This window comes from Microvirga sp. jy35 (assembly GCF_056148915.1).
This window is the reverse complement of the sequence record NZ_JBWBEW010000001.1, coordinates 180795-195362: the sequence shown is the minus strand read 5'-3', so window position 1 is coordinate 195362 and position 14568 is coordinate 180795. Positions and strand designations below refer to the sequence as shown.

Annotated in this window: 13 protein-coding genes; 5 read left to right on the top strand and 8 right to left on the bottom strand. The window is 62.9% G+C overall.

What is annotated here, in order from left to right:
* Positions 1 to 180: 180 nt before the first annotated feature.
* Positions 181 to 1698, top strand: coding sequence for a type II and III secretion system protein family protein (locus tag AC0QTX_RS00890; RefSeq protein WP_474601926.1), 1518 nt, complete (start codon positions 181 to 183; stop codon positions 1696 to 1698).
* 355 nt (positions 1699 to 2053) lie between these two features.
* Here AC0QTX_RS00890 and AC0QTX_RS00885 read toward each other — a convergent pair whose 3' ends face one another.
* Positions 2054 to 2467 carry a PilZ domain-containing protein gene (locus AC0QTX_RS00885; RefSeq protein ID WP_474601925.1) on the bottom strand — a complete coding sequence of 138 codons (414 nt, stop codon included), beginning with the start codon at positions 2465 to 2467 and terminating at the stop codon, positions 2054 to 2056.
* Positions 2468 to 2732: 265 nt separating this feature from the next.
* Here AC0QTX_RS00885 and AC0QTX_RS00880 point away from each other — a divergent pair, with 265 nt between their 5' ends.
* A complete protein-coding gene (locus AC0QTX_RS00880) occupies positions 2733 to 3800 on the top strand; it encodes a patatin-like phospholipase family protein (RefSeq protein WP_474601924.1) in 1068 nt (355 codons plus the stop codon).
* Between the two features lie 143 nt (positions 3801 to 3943).
* Here AC0QTX_RS00880 and AC0QTX_RS00875 read toward each other — a convergent pair whose 3' ends face one another.
* The 6 genes from AC0QTX_RS00875 to AC0QTX_RS00850 form a co-directional block, all read right to left on the bottom strand.
* The gene (locus AC0QTX_RS00875) at positions 3944 to 5647 is read right to left on the bottom strand and encodes an ABC transporter substrate-binding protein (protein ID WP_474602079.1); all 1704 of its coding nucleotides are present in this window, start codon (positions 5645 to 5647) and stop codon (positions 3944 to 3946) included.
* Between the two features lie 153 nt (positions 5648 to 5800).
* Positions 5801 to 6082, bottom strand: coding sequence for a DUF2160 domain-containing protein (locus AC0QTX_RS00870; RefSeq protein ID WP_474601923.1), 282 nt, complete (start codon positions 6080 to 6082; stop codon positions 5801 to 5803).
* Positions 6083 to 6093: 11 nt separating this feature from the next.
* Complete coding sequence (locus AC0QTX_RS00865) at positions 6094 to 6870, bottom strand: carbohydrate ABC transporter permease (protein ID WP_474602078.1); 777 nt, start codon at positions 6868 to 6870, stop codon at positions 6094 to 6096.
* A gap of 104 nt (positions 6871 to 6974) precedes the next feature.
* A complete protein-coding gene (locus tag AC0QTX_RS00860; RefSeq protein WP_474601922.1) occupies positions 6975 to 7871 on the bottom strand; it encodes a carbohydrate ABC transporter permease in 897 nt (298 codons plus the stop codon).
* Complete coding sequence (locus AC0QTX_RS00855) at positions 7868 to 8968, bottom strand: ABC transporter ATP-binding protein (protein ID WP_474601921.1); 1101 nt, start codon at positions 8966 to 8968, stop codon at positions 7868 to 7870. Before AC0QTX_RS00855 ends, AC0QTX_RS00860 begins: the two co-directional genes overlap by 4 nt.
* Before the next feature lie 9 nt (positions 8969 to 8977).
* On the bottom strand, positions 8978 to 10066 hold the full coding sequence (locus tag AC0QTX_RS00850; protein ID WP_474601920.1) for an ABC transporter ATP-binding protein: 1089 nt from the start codon (positions 10064 to 10066) through the stop codon (positions 8978 to 8980).
* Positions 10067 to 10609: 543 nt separating this feature from the next.
* On the opposite strand from AC0QTX_RS00850, the gene AC0QTX_RS00845 reads away from it, so the two are divergent.
* Together AC0QTX_RS00845 and AC0QTX_RS00840 are read left to right on the top strand one after the other, a co-directional pair.
* Positions 10610 to 11398 carry an SDR family NAD(P)-dependent oxidoreductase gene (locus AC0QTX_RS00845; RefSeq protein ID WP_474601919.1) on the top strand — a complete coding sequence of 263 codons (789 nt, stop codon included), beginning with the start codon at positions 10610 to 10612 and terminating at the stop codon, positions 11396 to 11398.
* Between the two features lie 114 nt (positions 11399 to 11512).
* Positions 11513 to 12901 carry an FAD-binding oxidoreductase gene (locus AC0QTX_RS00840; RefSeq protein ID WP_474601918.1) on the top strand — a complete coding sequence of 463 codons (1389 nt, stop codon included), beginning with the start codon at positions 11513 to 11515 and terminating at the stop codon, positions 12899 to 12901.
* 166 nt (positions 12902 to 13067) lie between these two features.
* On the opposite strand, the gene AC0QTX_RS00835 is transcribed toward AC0QTX_RS00840, so the two are convergent.
* Positions 13068 to 13640 (bottom strand): peroxidase-related enzyme, encoded by a 573-nt coding sequence (locus tag AC0QTX_RS00835; RefSeq protein WP_474601917.1) that lies wholly within the window; start codon positions 13638 to 13640, stop codon positions 13068 to 13070.
* Between the two features lie 120 nt (positions 13641 to 13760).
* Between AC0QTX_RS00835 and AC0QTX_RS00830 the strand changes: the two genes are divergently transcribed.
* Complete coding sequence (locus AC0QTX_RS00830) at positions 13761 to 14561, top strand: enoyl-CoA hydratase (RefSeq protein ID WP_474601916.1); 801 nt, start codon at positions 13761 to 13763, stop codon at positions 14559 to 14561.
* The last annotated feature ends 7 nt before the right edge of the window (positions 14562 to 14568 follow it).

The following is a 14568-nucleotide window of genomic DNA, read 5'->3' as shown; positions in this document are numbered from 1 at the left end:
CCCAGTTCTTATGCATGTTCTTGTCCGCTTCGGCGAAATCGGGCCGCGACGGGCAGAATATCTAGGCTGGTCACATTAGAAGCTAAATTCTTTACGCGACGTTAACCATAACTCTTCAAATCTGAACCACCACGCCGCGCAGACCCAGGCCCGACGGGCCTGAACCTAAGTTCAAAGGCAATGAACCAGACCCTTTCCGTGATGAAGAAATACGGCCTTTCTCGCCTCTGGCGAGGAAGGGTGACCGGGTCTTGCTTTGCAGTCGGCTTGATTGTGGCTTTGACAGGTCTGCTGGCCATTGCGCCGGGGTTGGCGCAGGAGCGGCTCATTCGCTTCAGCAATGGTCGCGCAAGCGGCGGGATCAATGTTGCCAAGGGGCAATTCTTGACGGCGAAAACCGCTGCGGACGTGGATAAGGTGATCGTCGGCAACCCGGATATCGCAAACGCCGTCCCCCTCACTGGACGCAGCTTCTATGTGTTGGGAAAGGCGGAAGGCAGAACGAACATCGCCGTCTATGGGGCGGATGATACGCTCCTTGGTACAGTTAACGTTGAAGTGGGCGCCGATACGCCGGATCTCGAGGTCTCGCTCCAGCAGGCTATCCCCCGAGCGAATGTGAGGGTTGAGACGGTCAACGGGCGCTTGCGCCTGAGCGGCACCGTTCCCGATTCAATCTCTCTTCGCAAAGCCCTGGAGATTGCCGATCAGTATGGCGCCGATGGGGTCATCAATGCTCTGCGCGTCAGCGGCGGACAGCAGGTCATGCTGGAGGTTCGATTCATAGAGGCCAACCGCAATGCAGGGCGAGAATTCGGCGTGAGCTGGTATGCGAGGCGCGAGAACGGGTCGTCAGGACGCGGGTTTACCTCGGGGGCCGTCAGCTCTGATTCCCCTTCCGGGCTCGTCCGCTTCAATCCTTCACTCCCCAGCGGGAATCAGCCGTTTGGCACCTTGATTGCTCAAGTCTTGGGCGGGGGCATCAGCGCAGACATTCTCGTGCAGGCGCTTGAGGACAAAGGTCTGGCCCGTCGCCTTGCAGAGCCAAATCTGATCGCGCTTTCGGGTGAGAAGGCCAGCTTTCTGGCTGGAGGCGAGGTCCCGATTCCGATTGCCTCCGATAATAACAAGGTGACTGTCCAGTATAAGGAGTACGGCGTTCGTCTGAACTTTACTCCAACCGTTCTCGACAACGGTCTGATCAACTTGAAGCTTGAGCCGGAAGTCAGCCAAGTCGACGAATCCGTCCGGATTAGCACCGGCCTGATTTCCATTCCGTCCTTCATCACGCGCCGCGCCAGCACCATGATCGAGGTACGGGACGGCCAGAGCTTCGCGATGGCGGGATTGCTTCAGAGCACTCATACAAAGAACCAGGATCAAATTCCATGGCTTGGCCAAGTTCCCATTCTTGGCGCGCTTTTCCGATCATCGTCCTTCCAGGAGCAGGAGACAGACCTCGTCATCATCGTCACACCTCACCTAGTCAGACCATCCAAGCCGGGTCAGCCGCTCAAGACGCCTTTGGACTCGAGCAAACCCGGGAACGACGTGGATTTCTTTCTCTTCGGGAAGTTAGAGGTGGACAACGACACGAAGCGACGTTTTGCCGACGGAACCGGTATCATCGGCCCCTATGGGCACATCGTCGACGTACAGCCGGAAAAGCGTAATGCAAGAAAGAAAATCGTCAAATAGCCGTCGCTGGTTTGTCACGGCCGCTTTCGCCCTCGTTGCAACTGTCGTCAGCGGCTGTGTCGATTATACGAAGCGGCGGGACACCCTGACTTTGTCAGCCGGTGAGGCTCAGGCATGGAACCGGACCGTTCATGTGACGGATCCCTGGCCACCTTCGGCAGGGAACACTTCTATTGACGGGGACGGACAGCGCGTTTCACGCGTCGTCGATGTCTATCGAAAGGGAGGCGGAGGCGCTCCTGCTCCTCAAATAGAGATTTCTGCAGAAGCTACCCCTGACAAGACAGAGCCACGGGTTGGTGCGGCTGAGTAAGTCAGCGAAGCTAAGACCTTTCAGGCTACAGGCTCGACTGCATCATCCCTCGAGCCTGTCGCGCATTGTCGGGTCAACATCAAAGTTCAACCGGACTGCGTTCTCTGGAAGCCCCATGAGCTGTGCGATCTGGGCACCGGCATCCTTGAGAATGGTGTGAACACGGGAAATCGAGCTATCAGGGTGAGCCTGCTCGGAAAACGGCAATTCCCGGAGGAGCATGACCCCATGCCTCCTGTCGCGCGACCACATGATGCGGGCGCGGGAGGAGAGACCTCGTTTGGGAATGCTCAGCATGAACTCGGCCGGGAGCTCGAGAGGGTGGTGGAGAAAGATCTGGGCGCCAGCTTCTGAGATGTCTCGCACCGTGCATTCAATGTCAGACGCTCGACCCTCAATCTGAATGCGGCCTTCGAGAATTGTTGGCGCACGCCTGCGCAAACGACGGTCCTTCACAGATCCCCCCACCAGGTGACGCGCAGACTGCTTTGTATGCGCGGCCGAGAATCTATCATCTCAAACTAAATGAACACTTACCTTCGCAGCTGGGATGACACGGTTTTGAAATCCGCCTTTAAGGCGGTTCGCTCCTTACGACTCTTCCAAAGCGGCAAATCAATCTGGACAGTGACATGGTAGCGGTTGGTTAGCGGGTGCTGCCGCAGGATTGCCTTGCAGGATGCTCCGCATGATAAGCTGGCAGGCGACAAGGGAGCCTGTCATGACCGGACGAGCCGAAAAGACCAGCCGCCCCGTGCGCGGGCTGAGGAGCCCGAATGCCGAAAGGTCGATTTCGCTTGCGTTGCAGGGCGGTGGGGCTCATGGCGCCTTCACCTGGGGCGTTCTCGATCACCTGCTCGAGGATGGCCGCCTCGCGATCGAAGCCATCACGGGCGCAAGCGCCGGGTCCATGAACGCGGTGGTCCTCTTCGAGGGCTGGCTCGAAGGAGGGCGCGACGGCGCCCGCGAGCAGCTTCGCACATTCTGGAAACGCGTCAGCCTGGATGGCGTCCTGTCGCCTGTGCAGCGCTCCCTTTTCGACCGCATGCTGAACTTCTGGAGCGTCGGTGGGGCAACGACCCAGCTCTGGCTTGATGCCTGGTCGCGGGTGGCGAGCCCTTATGATCTGAACCCGCTCGACATCAATCCCCTGCGGGACGCCCTCAACGAGCTGATCGATTTCGACCGGGTGCGTGCCTGCACGGATGCAAAACTCTTCATAGCCGCGACGAATGTCTGGTCCGGCAAGATCCGGATCTTCACCGGTCCCGAGCTGACCGTCGATCATGTTCTCGCCTCGGCCTGCCTGCCGATGGTCTTCAAGGCCGTCGAGATCGACGGCGAGCCTTACTGGGATGGAGGCTATTCAGGCAATCCTGCGCTGTTCCCGCTCTTCTACGAGACGCAAGCGGACGACATCGTGCTGGTTCAGATCAACCCGATCGAGCGCCGGTCGACGCCGCAGACCGCCCGGGAAATCCAGAACCGTCTCACCGAGATCACGTTCAACGCCCATCTCCTTCAGGAACTCAGGGCGGTCGACTTCGTCACGCGGCTGATCGACGAAGGCAAGCTTTCGACGCGGGATTACAAGCGGGTTCTGATGCACCGGATCCATGGCGGCCAGGAGCTCGACGAGTTCACGGCCGCCTCGCGTCTCAGCGCCAAGTGGGAGTTCTTCAAGGAACTCAGGGACCTGGGTAGGGCAGCCGCCCGGACCTGGCTTGAGGACAACTACCAGAGCGTCGGCCGGGAAAGCACTCTTGACCTGCGCGGCGCCTATTCCTGACCTGGTGCCTTCGCCACCACGGCCGTTCTCATCACGGCGTCGTAATCGCGGCTCTGCCTCCGTGGCCGTTCGCAGCGCAGGAATGACTTGAGGCGCCCGCCGCATGTGAAAAGGCCCCGCCTTATAGGCGGGGCCTGTCGTGATCAGCTGCGCTTGGGCGGATTGGCCGGCCAGCTCTTGATGAGCGTGTCGTAATCCACCGTCTCGCCCTTCGGCTTCTCGTTCGCCAGCTTGCGCTGTGGCGCGATGGTGCCGGCGGCTTCGGCCTTCTTGAACCATTCCTCGGCCGAGGTCTTCGGGTTCATCTTCGGGCCGCACTCGCCCTGCACGTTGGCGCGCTCGAGACGGGTGAGCACGTCATCCTGTGCTGCGGCGAGCGAGTCCATCGCCTGCTGCGGGGTCTTGGCTCCGGACGCCGCATCGCCGATGTTCTGCCACCAGAGCTGCGCCAGCTTCGGATAGTCCGGGATGTTGTTGCCGGTCGGGGTCCACTGCACGCGGGCGGGCGAGCGGTAGAACTCGACGAGGCCGCCGAGCTTGGGTGCACGCTCCGTCATGGATTGATGCCAGATGTCGCTTTCGCGGATGAAGGTGAGGCCCACATGGCTCTTCTTCAGCGAAACCGTCTTGGAGGTAACGAACTGCGCATAGAGCCAAGCCGCCTTGCGGCGATCCACCGGCGTGGACTTCAGGAGCGTCCATGAACCGGCATCCTGGTAGCCGAGCTTCATGCCCTCCTTCCAGTATGCGCCTTTCGGCGAGGGGGCCATGCGCCATTTCGGGGTGTTGTCCGCATTCACCACGGGCAGACCCGGCTTCACCATGTCGGCGGTAAAGGCCGTGTACCAGAACATCTGCTGGGCGATGTTGCCCTGCGCCGGCACGGGACCGGACTCGGAGAAGGTCATGCCTGCCGCTTGCGGAGGAGCGTACTTCTTGAGCCAGTCAAGATACTTCGTGATCGAGTAGACGGCTGCAGGCCCGTTGGTGTCGCCGCCGCGCTCGACGGAGGAGCCGACCGGGCGGCAGCCTTCCATGCGGATGCCCCATTCGTCGACTGGCAGACCGTTCGGAATGCCCTTGTCGCCGTTGCCCGCCATGGAGAGCCATGCATCGGTGAAGCGCCAGCCGAGCGACGGGTCCTTCTTTCCGTAGTCCATGTGGCCATAGACCTTGACGCCGTCGACTTCCTTCACGTCATTTGTGAAGAACTCGGCGATGTCCTCATAGGCCGACCAGTTTACCGGCACGCCGAGATCGTAGCCGTATTTGGCCTTGAACTTCTCCCTGATGTCGGGGCGCTGGAACCAGTCATAGCGGAACCAGTAGACGTTGGCGAACTGCTGGTCCGGCAGCTGATACATCTTGCCGTCGGGCGCCGTGGTGAAGGACTTGCCGATGAAGTCGTTGATGTCCAGCGTTGGCGATGTCACGTCCTTGCCTTCGCCCGCCATCCAGTCGTCGAGCGCCACGGCCTGCTTGTAGCGGAAGTGGGTGCCGATGAGATCGGAATCGTTGACCCAGGCGTCGTAGATGTTGCGGCCCGACTGCATCTGGGTCTGGATCTTCTCCACCACGTCGCCTTCCTGAATCAGATCGTGGGTGAGCTTGATGCCGGTGATTTCAGAAAACGCCTTGGCCAGCGTGCGTGCCTCGTATTCATGGGTCGTAATGGTCTCGGAGACCACGTTGATCTCCTGGCCCACGAAAGGCTTCGCCGCATTCACGAACCATTCCATCTCCTTCAGCTGCTCGTCCTTCGAGAGCGTCGAGGGCTGGAATTCGCTATCGATCCAGCGCCGAGCTTCTTCCATGCCGGCCAGAGCGGCGCCGGTGCCGAGCGCCATGGCCAGCACGCTTGTCGAGACGAAGAGTTTCAGACGCGGGTGAGATTGGGTAAACTTCATTGTTGTCCTCCCAGATTAGCCCCTAGCCGGCTCTATTGCCGGTCTTCTCCCTTCTGTTCGGATGAACCGAAAGGGTTTTGAATGTCTGTGCCCTTACACGTAGCGGAACACCGCAGCCGCATAGAGGAGCGAAAGCGCAGACGCCCACCACAGATCCAGACCGACCAGGCCTAGCCAGGCGAGATGGATGAAGGCGGAGCCTAGAAGCGAGATGAACAGGCGATCACCGCGCGTCGTCGGGATGCGCAGGATGCCGACGCGCTCCGTCTCGGGCCGATACATCGCAAGCCACGTCATGATCAGCAGCAGGCTTGCAATGACGGCAAAGAAGAGGCCGGTCTGCCATGTCCAAGCCATCCAGGCGAAATCGGGCATGGTGCTCTCCTTCAGACCCGGCCCAGGGCAAAGCCCTTGGCGATGTAGTTGCGGACGAACCAGATCACCAGCGCGCCGGGCAGGATGGTGAGTACGCCGGCGGCGGCCAGGAGTCCCCAATCCATGCCGGCGGCCGAGACAGTGCGCGTCATGGTGGCGGCGATGGGCTTTGCTGTCACGGAGGTCAATGTGCGCGCCAGGAGCAATTCGACCCAGGAGAACATGAAGCAGAAGAAGGCCGCCACGCCGATGCCGGAGGCGATGAGCGGCATGAAGATCTTCACGAAGAAGCGCGGGAAGGAGTAGCCGTCGATGGCGGCCGTTTCATCGATCTCCCGCGGCACGCCGGACATGAAGCCTTCCAGAATCCAGACGGCGAGCGGCACGTTGAACAGGCAGTGGGCGAGGGCGACGGCCCAGGGGGTGTCGAAGAGGCCGATGGCCGAATAGAGATTGAAGAAAGGAAGCGCGAACACTGCCGGAGGCGCCATGCGGTTGGTGAGCAGCCAGAAGAACAGGTGCTTGTCGCCCAGGAACCTGTAGCGGGAGAAAGCGTAGGCTGCCGGTAGCGCGAACGAGATCGACAGCACCGTGTTGATGATCACATAGGTGAGCGAGTTGATGTAGCCCGAATACCAGCTATCGTCCGTGAAGATCTTGATGTAATTGTCGAAGGTGATGTCACGTGGCCAGAGGGTGAGGCCGGTGGTGATCTCCATGTTCGTTTTCAGGCTCATGTTCACGAGCCAGTAGATCGGCAGCATCAGGAACAGGAGGTAGAGGGTCATCACCACCACCCGGCCGGTCACCCGCGGGCCGGACAGGGCGCGGTTCGCGGCCAGCGGGGCCGCGACAGGCTTCACGTCCGAAGGACCGACGGCGATGGTTCCGCTCATGCTTCAGCTCTCTCGCGCTCGGCATCCACGTTGGTCATGACGGTGTAGAAAACCCAGCAGATGGCGAGGATGATCAGGTTGTAGACCAGCGACATGGCGGCCGCCTTGCCGAGGTCGAACTGGCCCAAGGCGAGCTTCACCAGGTCGATGGACAGGAAGGTGGTGGCGTTGCCCGGCCCGCCGCCGGTGAGCACGAAGGGCTCGGTGTAGATCATGAAGGAATCCATGAAGCGCAGCAGCACGGCGATCAGCAGCACGCGCCGCATCTTCGGCAGCTGGATCGTGCGGAACACGGCCCAGCGCGAGGCTCCGTCGATGCGGGCGGCCTGGTAATAGGCATCCGGAATAGATTTCAGGCCGGCATAGCAGAGGAGGGCGACGAGGCTCGTCCAGTGCCACACATCCATGACGATGATCGTCACCCAGGCATCGATGGGATCGCCCGTGTAGTTGTAGTCGATGCCGAGGCGGTTGACGATCCAGCCGAGAAGACCGATGTCGCCGCGGGCGAAGACCTGCCAGATGGTGCCGACCACGTTCCACGGAATGAGCAGCGGCAGCGCCATGAGCACGAGGCACAGAGCCACCGTCCAGCCCTGCCGCGGCATGGACAAAGCCACCGCGATGCCCAGCGGCACTTCGATCAGCAGGATGATCGCGGAGAACAGCAGCGTGCGCAGGAGCGAGGACAGGAACTGCTCGCCGAGCTGGCTCGAGGGATCGAGCAGTTCCTGGAACCAGCCGATGCCGTTCCAGAAGAACTGGTTGTTGCCGAACGTGTCCTGGACCGAATAGTTCACGACCGTCATCAGCGGCAGAACGGCCGAGAATGCCACGATCGCGAAGACGGGCAGGACGAAGAGCCAGGCTCTGTTGTTGAGGGTCTTCGTCATGCCGTGTGCCCTCCGGCGGCTTCGCCCGCAACCAGATGCCCATTGGAATAGATATGCACATGGTTCGGATCGAGCACGAGCGAGGCCTCACCTCCGTCGATGGAGATGTCGTCCGGAACGCTTGCGGCAAGAGGACGGCCGCTCATCTCCACCCGGGCGATGCGGGTGCGCCCGATATCGTCGATGCGGCGCACCTGGACGGGCAGGCCCGCCCCCTTCGGCTGGAGCCGCACGAATTCCGGCCGGATGCCGAGCTCGATGCGCTCGCCGTCGGACAGGGTGCGATAGGCGCGCGGGAGGGAGATCATGGTGCTGCCGATGAAGGCGGTGGCTCCCTCGACCCGGCAGGGCAGGATGTTCATGCCGGGCGAACCGATGAAGTGACCCACGAAGGTATGGGCAGGGCGCTCGAACAGCTCTTCCGGGGTGCCGGTCTGCACCACGGCGCCGTCATGCATGACCACGACCTTGTCGGCGAAGGTGAGCGCCTCGGTCTGGTCGTGCGTCACGTAGATCATCGTGATGTCGAGGGCGCTGTGGATTGCCTTCAGGGTGGAGCGCAACTGCCACTTCAGATGCGGATCGATGACCGTCAACGGCTCGTCGAACAGGATCGCCGCAACATCGGGGCGCACAAGGCCGCGCCCGAGGGAGATCTTCTGCTTCATGTCGGCGGTGAGATTGCTTGCCTTGCGGTCGAGCACGCGGGTGAGGTCGAGAAGGCCTGCGATCTCCTCCACCCGCCGGGCCGTCCTGTCGCGGGGCACGTTCCTGTTCTTGAGCGGGAAGGCGAGGTTCTCGCGTACGGTCATGGTGTCGTAGACCACGGGAAACTGGAACACCTGCGCGATGTTGCGGGCCTCCGTCGACAGGTCGGTCACGTCGAGATCGTCGAACAGCACGCGCCCGCGCGTCGGTCGCACGAGCCCGGAGATGATGTTGAGCAGGGTCGTCTTGCCGCAGCCCGAAGGCCCCAGGAGGGCATAGGCGCCGCCCAGGCTCCAGACATGGTTGATTTCCTTGAGGGCATAATCCTCCGCCGTGCGAGGATTGGCCTTGTAGGCATGGGCGAGATGATCGAGCGTGATGCGGGCCATGGGTCTTTCTCACGCTGCTTTCTGAGTGGCATCTGCCGCGGCGAGCCGGCCATCCGCGTCGAAGAGGAAGAGCCGGCGGGGATCCAGATAGGCCGTCACCGGAGATCTCGGCTCCAGTCGCCGCACGCCCGGCACGAGGGCCACGAAGCGATGGTCGCCCGCATCCAGATGAACGTAGCTTTCAGAGCCGGTGATCTCGGCGACGGACACGGTCGAGGCGATGGTGATCTCGTGGGTGCCGGTGGGCTCGAGGGTCAGGTGATGGGCACGAAAGCCGAGGGTGTATTCGCCGTCGGGGACGCTGGCGAGGGGCCCGATTGCAGGAACCTGCCCGCCGGTGCTCAAGGTGGCAGCGCCATCCGCCTTGCGGGCTTTCAGGGTGTTGAGCGGCGGATCCGAGAAGACCCGGGCCGTGACCAGATCATGAGGCTGGCGATAGACCTGCGGTGTGGGCCCGAACTGCGTTACCCGGCCCTGGAACAGGGTGGCCGTGTTGCCGCCGAGGAGCAGGGCCTCGGATGGCTCAGTCGTGGCATAGACGAAGATGGCGCCCGAGGCCGCGAAGACCCGCGGCAGCTCCTCGCGCAGCTCCTCGCGCAGCTTGTAGTCGAGGTTCGCCAGCGGCTCGTCGAGGAGCACGAGATCGGCACCCTTCACGAGCGCTCGTGCGATGGCGGTCCGCTGCTGCTGTCCGCCGGAGAGGTTGAGCGGCTTGCGGTCGAGATAGGGTTCAAGCTTCAGCAGTTTGGCTGCATCACGCACCCGCGCATCCACCTCGCTCCGGGCTGCCCCGGAGACGCGCAAAGGCGAGGCGATGTTCTCGTAGACGGTCAGCGAGGGATAGTTGATGAACTGCTGGTAGACCATCGCCACGCTGCGCCGCTGCACGGGCCAGCCCGTCACGTCCTTTCCATCTACCAGGACACGACCGCTCGTCGGCGCATCGAGTCCTGCCATGAGCCGCATGAGGGAGGTCTTGCCCGACAATGTGGCGCCGAGCAGCACGTTGAGCGAACCATGCTCCAGGGTGAGATCGACATCTTCTATGTGAGTGGCCGCTCCGACCTTCTTCGAGACGCCTTCAAGGACGAGAGTCATCAGCACTTCCCTGGAGGTCGAGCAGCATTGGAACAATCAATGATGAGAAGAACGATGCCGATCTGCTGGGGTCAGGCCGTGGAGTTGTAGGCCTCCAAGTTCGACTACCTCGGCGCGTTGCCCGCCACGAAGGTGGTGGCCTCAAGACCGCTCCACGTTCGGCAAAATCCGTCCCAGCAGCGCGTACCGCCGCGTTTCGGGCCCTGCCGAGCCCGTATGCGCCATCGCTCACCGCGACGCTGAACGTCGCCGTTGATTGCGGATTCAAGAGCGCTTCTCCCGACTGCCGACCCTCCGGGCCTGATCTGTCGTTATTATTACGGTGAAGGTATCTTGCCCTCGGGGCGAAAGCAACCGGGTGGTATTCGATCCGGAACCGGTCTTCGACAGGGCCTAACTCGCTGCGCGGATGCGTTGCCTGCCGCAAAGCCTGGCAAGTCATTGAACTCTCGCCTCCTTCAGGAGTTCACGCCCATGCGCCGGGCTCACTCGTCTCCAGCAGTGGCCGGTTGAATGCCGTCACACCTGCCGAAAGAGAGTGCCATGCCTGACAGATCCAGACCGCTCGCCATCGTCACCGGAGCTTCGACCGGAATCGGATACGAACTCGCCAAGCTCTGTGCCCAGAACGGCTATGATCTGCTGGTTGCGGCAGACCAGGCCGCCATCCAGGATGCGGCGAGGGACTTCCGGACCTTGGGCGTCGCCGTTGATGCCGTCGAGGCCGATCTTGCCGCGCTTGAAGGCGTCGACAGGCTCTACGCTGCGGTCGAGGGTCGGCCGGTCGGCGCCCTGCTGGCCAATGCGGGTCATGGCCTCGGGGATGCCTTCCTGGATCAGGACTTCACCCAGGCGCGCCATGTGATCGACACCAACATCACCGGCACGATCTATCTCATCCAGAAGGTCGGGCGTGACATGCGCACGCGAGGCGAGGGGCGCATTCTGATCACCGGTTCCATCGCCGGCTTCATGCCCGGCTCGTTCCAAGCGGTCTACAACGGCACCAAGGCCTTCATCGATTCCTTCTCGTTCGCGCTCCGGAACGAACTGAAGGATACGGGCGTGACGGTGACATGCCTGATGCCCGGCGCCACCGAAACCGAGTTCTTCGAGCGGGCCGGCATGACCGACACGCAGATCGGACAGAGCAAGAAGGACGATCCGGCCGATGTCGCGAAGATCGGATTCGAGGCCATGATGCGCGGCGACGGCGACGTGGTGAGCGGGTGGAAGAACAAGGTTACGACCGCTCTGGCCTCCGTGACGCCGGCAGGCATTCTGGCGGAGCAGCACCGCAAGATGGCTGAGCCCGGATCGGGTGAGAAGTGACCGCGACCCTGCCGCGTTCAGCCCGCCTTTCGTGGATGTCACGTTGACGTCGGCGCCTTGATCCGTCAGGAGCCTTTCAGTGCCGCGAACCGGCCCGGCCAAGAGGGTTTTGCGATGACGATGCCGACGGATCTCCTGCAGCGCCTGACGAGCCTTGTCGGACCGGCGGGCGTCATCACGGATGGCTCCGACGTCGAGCCCTATGCGGTCGACTGGCGGCGGCTCTTTCCCGGGAAACCGGCCTGCGTCGTGCGCCCGGCCTCGACCGAGCAGGTGGCCGGGATCGTGCAGATCTGCCGCGAGGCGGGAGCCGCCATCGTGCCCCAGGGCGGCAATACGGGGCTCGCCGGCGGCGCGGTGCCGGATGCGTCCGGCACCCAGGTCGTTCTGTCCCTCAACCGCATGGCGGCCATCCGCCATGTGGATCCCGTCGGTCTGACCATCGAGGCGGAGGCCGGCTGCATTCTCAAGGTGGCGCAGGACGCCGCCGCCGCTGTCGGCCGGCTCCTGCCGATCAGCCTGGCGGCGGAAGGCTCGGCCACCATCGGCGGGGTGGTGGCGGCCAATGCGGGCGGCGTGAACGTGCTGCGCTACGGCATGACCCGCAGTCTCGTGCTGGGACTTGAAGTGGTTCTGCCGGACGGCACGGTCGCCAACGGTCTCCGCCGCCTGCGCAAGGACAATGCGGGCTATGACTGGAAGCAGCTTTTCATCGGCAGCGAGGGCACGCTCGGGATCGTCACGGCGGCGGTCCTGAGGCTCCTGCCGCGGCCGAAGCACGCCGTGACGGCGCTGCTCTCGGTTGCCGACCCTGCGGCGGCCCTGCGGCTCCTGGCGCTGGCCCAGGACGAACTGGGCGACCAGATCTCGGCCTTCGAGCTGATCTCCGCCACCTCCATGCAGCTCGTGGCCAAGCATGCGGGGCTGAAGGCGCCGATTAAAGAGGGCGAATGGTTCGTGCTGATCGAGGCGGCCTCCAGTCTTGCAGGTGTGCGGGAGGCCGCCGAGACCATGCTCGGCGCAGCCTTCGAGCAGGAGATCGCGATGGACGGGGTCATTGCCGAGTCAGGCGCCCAGGCGGCGCAGCTCTGGGCCCTGCGCGAGCATGTGACGGAGTCGGAGGCGCGAGAAGGCAAGAGCGTCAAGCACGATGTCTCGGTGCCGCTCACGGAGGTGCCCCGCTTCCTTTCCGAGGCGGGAAATGCGCTGGCTGCCGGTGCGCCTGGAACGCGCGTGAACGCCTTCGGACACCTCGGCGACGGCAATATCCACTACAACGTGCTCGTCGATCCCGCTCACGATGCAAGTGCCGTGAACCGCATCGTGCATGACGTGGTGGCGGCCTTCGGCGGCAGCATCTCGGCTGAGCACGGCATCGGCCAGTATCGGGTGGGCGAGCTCGCCCGCTATCGCGCCTCCGCCGAGATGGAGCTTGCCCGCACGATCAAGCGGGCGCTCGATCCTGGCAACGGGCTCAACCCGGGCAAGGTGATTTCGGTCTGAGAAAATGGTTCGGAATCGCTGATTTTTCCCAACCCTCATCCTGAGGAGGTCGCGAAGCGGCCGTCTCGAAGGAGGATCCAGTGCTCTCTGGAGCCTCCTTCGGGACGCAGACTGCGCCTGCTCCTCAGGATGAGGGTAGAGTTTTATGAGCGAGTCCCTGACGACGTCAGCCCCGACCCAGCATGTAGAACTCGTCGTTCGGCCGCATGCTGCTGACATTGGCGAGGCGGTTCGACATGGCGAAGAAGGCCGCGATCGCCGCCATGTCCCACACGTCTTCCTCGCTGAAGCCGTGGGCGTTGAGGGATGCGACGTCCGCGTCGCCGACGGTGTGAGCCTCAAGCGCTACCTTCATGGCAAAATCCAGCATCGCCGTCTGCCGGGGCGTGATGTCGGCCTTGCGGTAGTTGATGGCGACCTGATCGGCAATGAGCGGGTTCTTGGCCCGGATGCGCAGGATCGCCCCGTGGGCAACGACGCAATACTGGCACTGGTTGGCGTTGCTGGTCGCCACCACGATCATCTCCCGCTCGGCCTTGGTGAGATTGCCGGCCTTGTCCATGAGCGCGTCGTGATAGGCGAAGAAGGCGCGGAACTCGTCGGGCCGCCGGGCAAGGACCAGAAAGACGTTCGGCACGAAGCCGGACTTCTCCTGTACGGTCAGGATGCGCGAGCGGATATCCTCCGGCAGATCGGCGATCTCGGGAACAGGGAAACGGCTGATGGGGGGCTTGCTCACGGGGACACCTCTTCTCGATGGGCTTCTCCGGAGGGCGCTTTCCAGAGGCTTCTTGCCAGATCGAGCTTATTCGGGTTGGATTCCGCAGACAACGTGTCCCGATCCTTAAGGAGAGCATCCATGAGCGCCCAGCAGGCCTTGAGCGACGAGAGCATCCTGCTGCGCAAGGAGCAGGGCGGGGTCGTGACGCTCACCCTCAACCGTCCGGCCCAGTTCAATGCCCTGTCCGAGGAGATGCTGTCGGCGCTCCAGGAGGCGCTCGACGACCTGAAGCAGGACGAGGCGGTCCGCTGCGTCGTCATCGCGGCATCGGGCAAGGCCTTCTGCGCCGGCCACGACCTGAAGCAGATGCGCGCCAATCCGCGCCAGGACTACTACGATGCTCTCTTCGCCAAATGCGGCCGGGTGATGCAGGCCATCGTGAATCTGCCCGTCCCGGTGATCGCGCGGGTGCATGGCATGGCCACCGCCGCAGGCTGCCAGCTGGTGGCCTCCTGCGACCTGGCCGTTGCCGCCGAGAGCGCAACCTTCGCGGTCTCGGGCATTAATGTGGGGCTCTTCTGCTCCACGCCCGCGGTGGCGCTTTCGCGCAACGTCTCGCCGAAGCACGCCTTCGACATGCTGGTGACGGGCCGCTTCATCTCATCCGCCGAGGCCTTGTCCTTCGGGCTCGTCAGCCGCGTGGCGCCGGACGCATCCCTCGATGAAGCTGTCACCTCCTTGACGGCGAGCATCTGCGCGAAGAGCCCGGTCGCCATCCGTGCCGGCAAGGCCATGTTCGGTCGCCAGCGTTCCATGAGCCTGGAGGAGGCTTATGCTTACGCCGGCAACATCATGGCCTGCAACATGATGGCCGAGGATGCCGCAGAGGGCATCGATGCCTTCATCGAGAAGCGCAAGCCGGTATGGAAGGGGCGCTAATAAGCCG

Bases quoted from the DNA above. Each gene is read 5' to 3' on its own strand.
- AC0QTX_RS00870 (WP_474601923.1), bottom strand. From the start codon at position 6,082: ATGCCCGATTTCGCCTGGATGGCTTGGACATGGCAGACCGGCCTCTTC.
- AC0QTX_RS00890 (WP_474601926.1), top strand. From the start codon at position 181: ATGAACCAGACCCTTTCCGTGATGAAGAAATACGGCCTTTCTCGCCTC.
- AC0QTX_RS00860 (WP_474601922.1), bottom strand. From the start codon at position 7,871: ATGACGAAGACCCTCAACAACAGAGCCTGGCTCTTCGTCCTGCCCGTC.
- AC0QTX_RS00855 (WP_474601921.1), bottom strand. From the start codon at position 8,968: ATGGCCCGCATCACGCTCGATCATCTCGCCCATGCCTACAAGGCCAAT.
- AC0QTX_RS00880 (WP_474601924.1), top strand. From the start codon at position 2,733: ATGACCGGACGAGCCGAAAAGACCAGCCGCCCCGTGCGCGGGCTGAGG.
- AC0QTX_RS00840 (WP_474601918.1), top strand. From the start codon at position 11,513: ATGACGATGCCGACGGATCTCCTGCAGCGCCTGACGAGCCTTGTCGGA.
- AC0QTX_RS00830 (WP_474601916.1), top strand. From the start codon at position 13,761: ATGAGCGCCCAGCAGGCCTTGAGCGACGAGAGCATCCTGCTGCGCAAG.
- AC0QTX_RS00845 (WP_474601919.1), top strand. From the start codon at position 10,610: ATGCCTGACAGATCCAGACCGCTCGCCATCGTCACCGGAGCTTCGACC.
- AC0QTX_RS00850 (WP_474601920.1), bottom strand. From the start codon at position 10,066: ATGACTCTCGTCCTTGAAGGCGTCTCGAAGAAGGTCGGAGCGGCCACT.
- AC0QTX_RS00865 (WP_474602078.1), bottom strand. From the start codon at position 6,870: ATGACCCTCTACCTCCTGTTCCTGATGCTGCCGATCTACTGGCTCGTG.
- AC0QTX_RS00875 (WP_474602079.1), bottom strand. From the start codon at position 5,647: ATGGCGCTCGGCACCGGCGCCGCTCTGGCCGGCATGGAAGAAGCTCGG.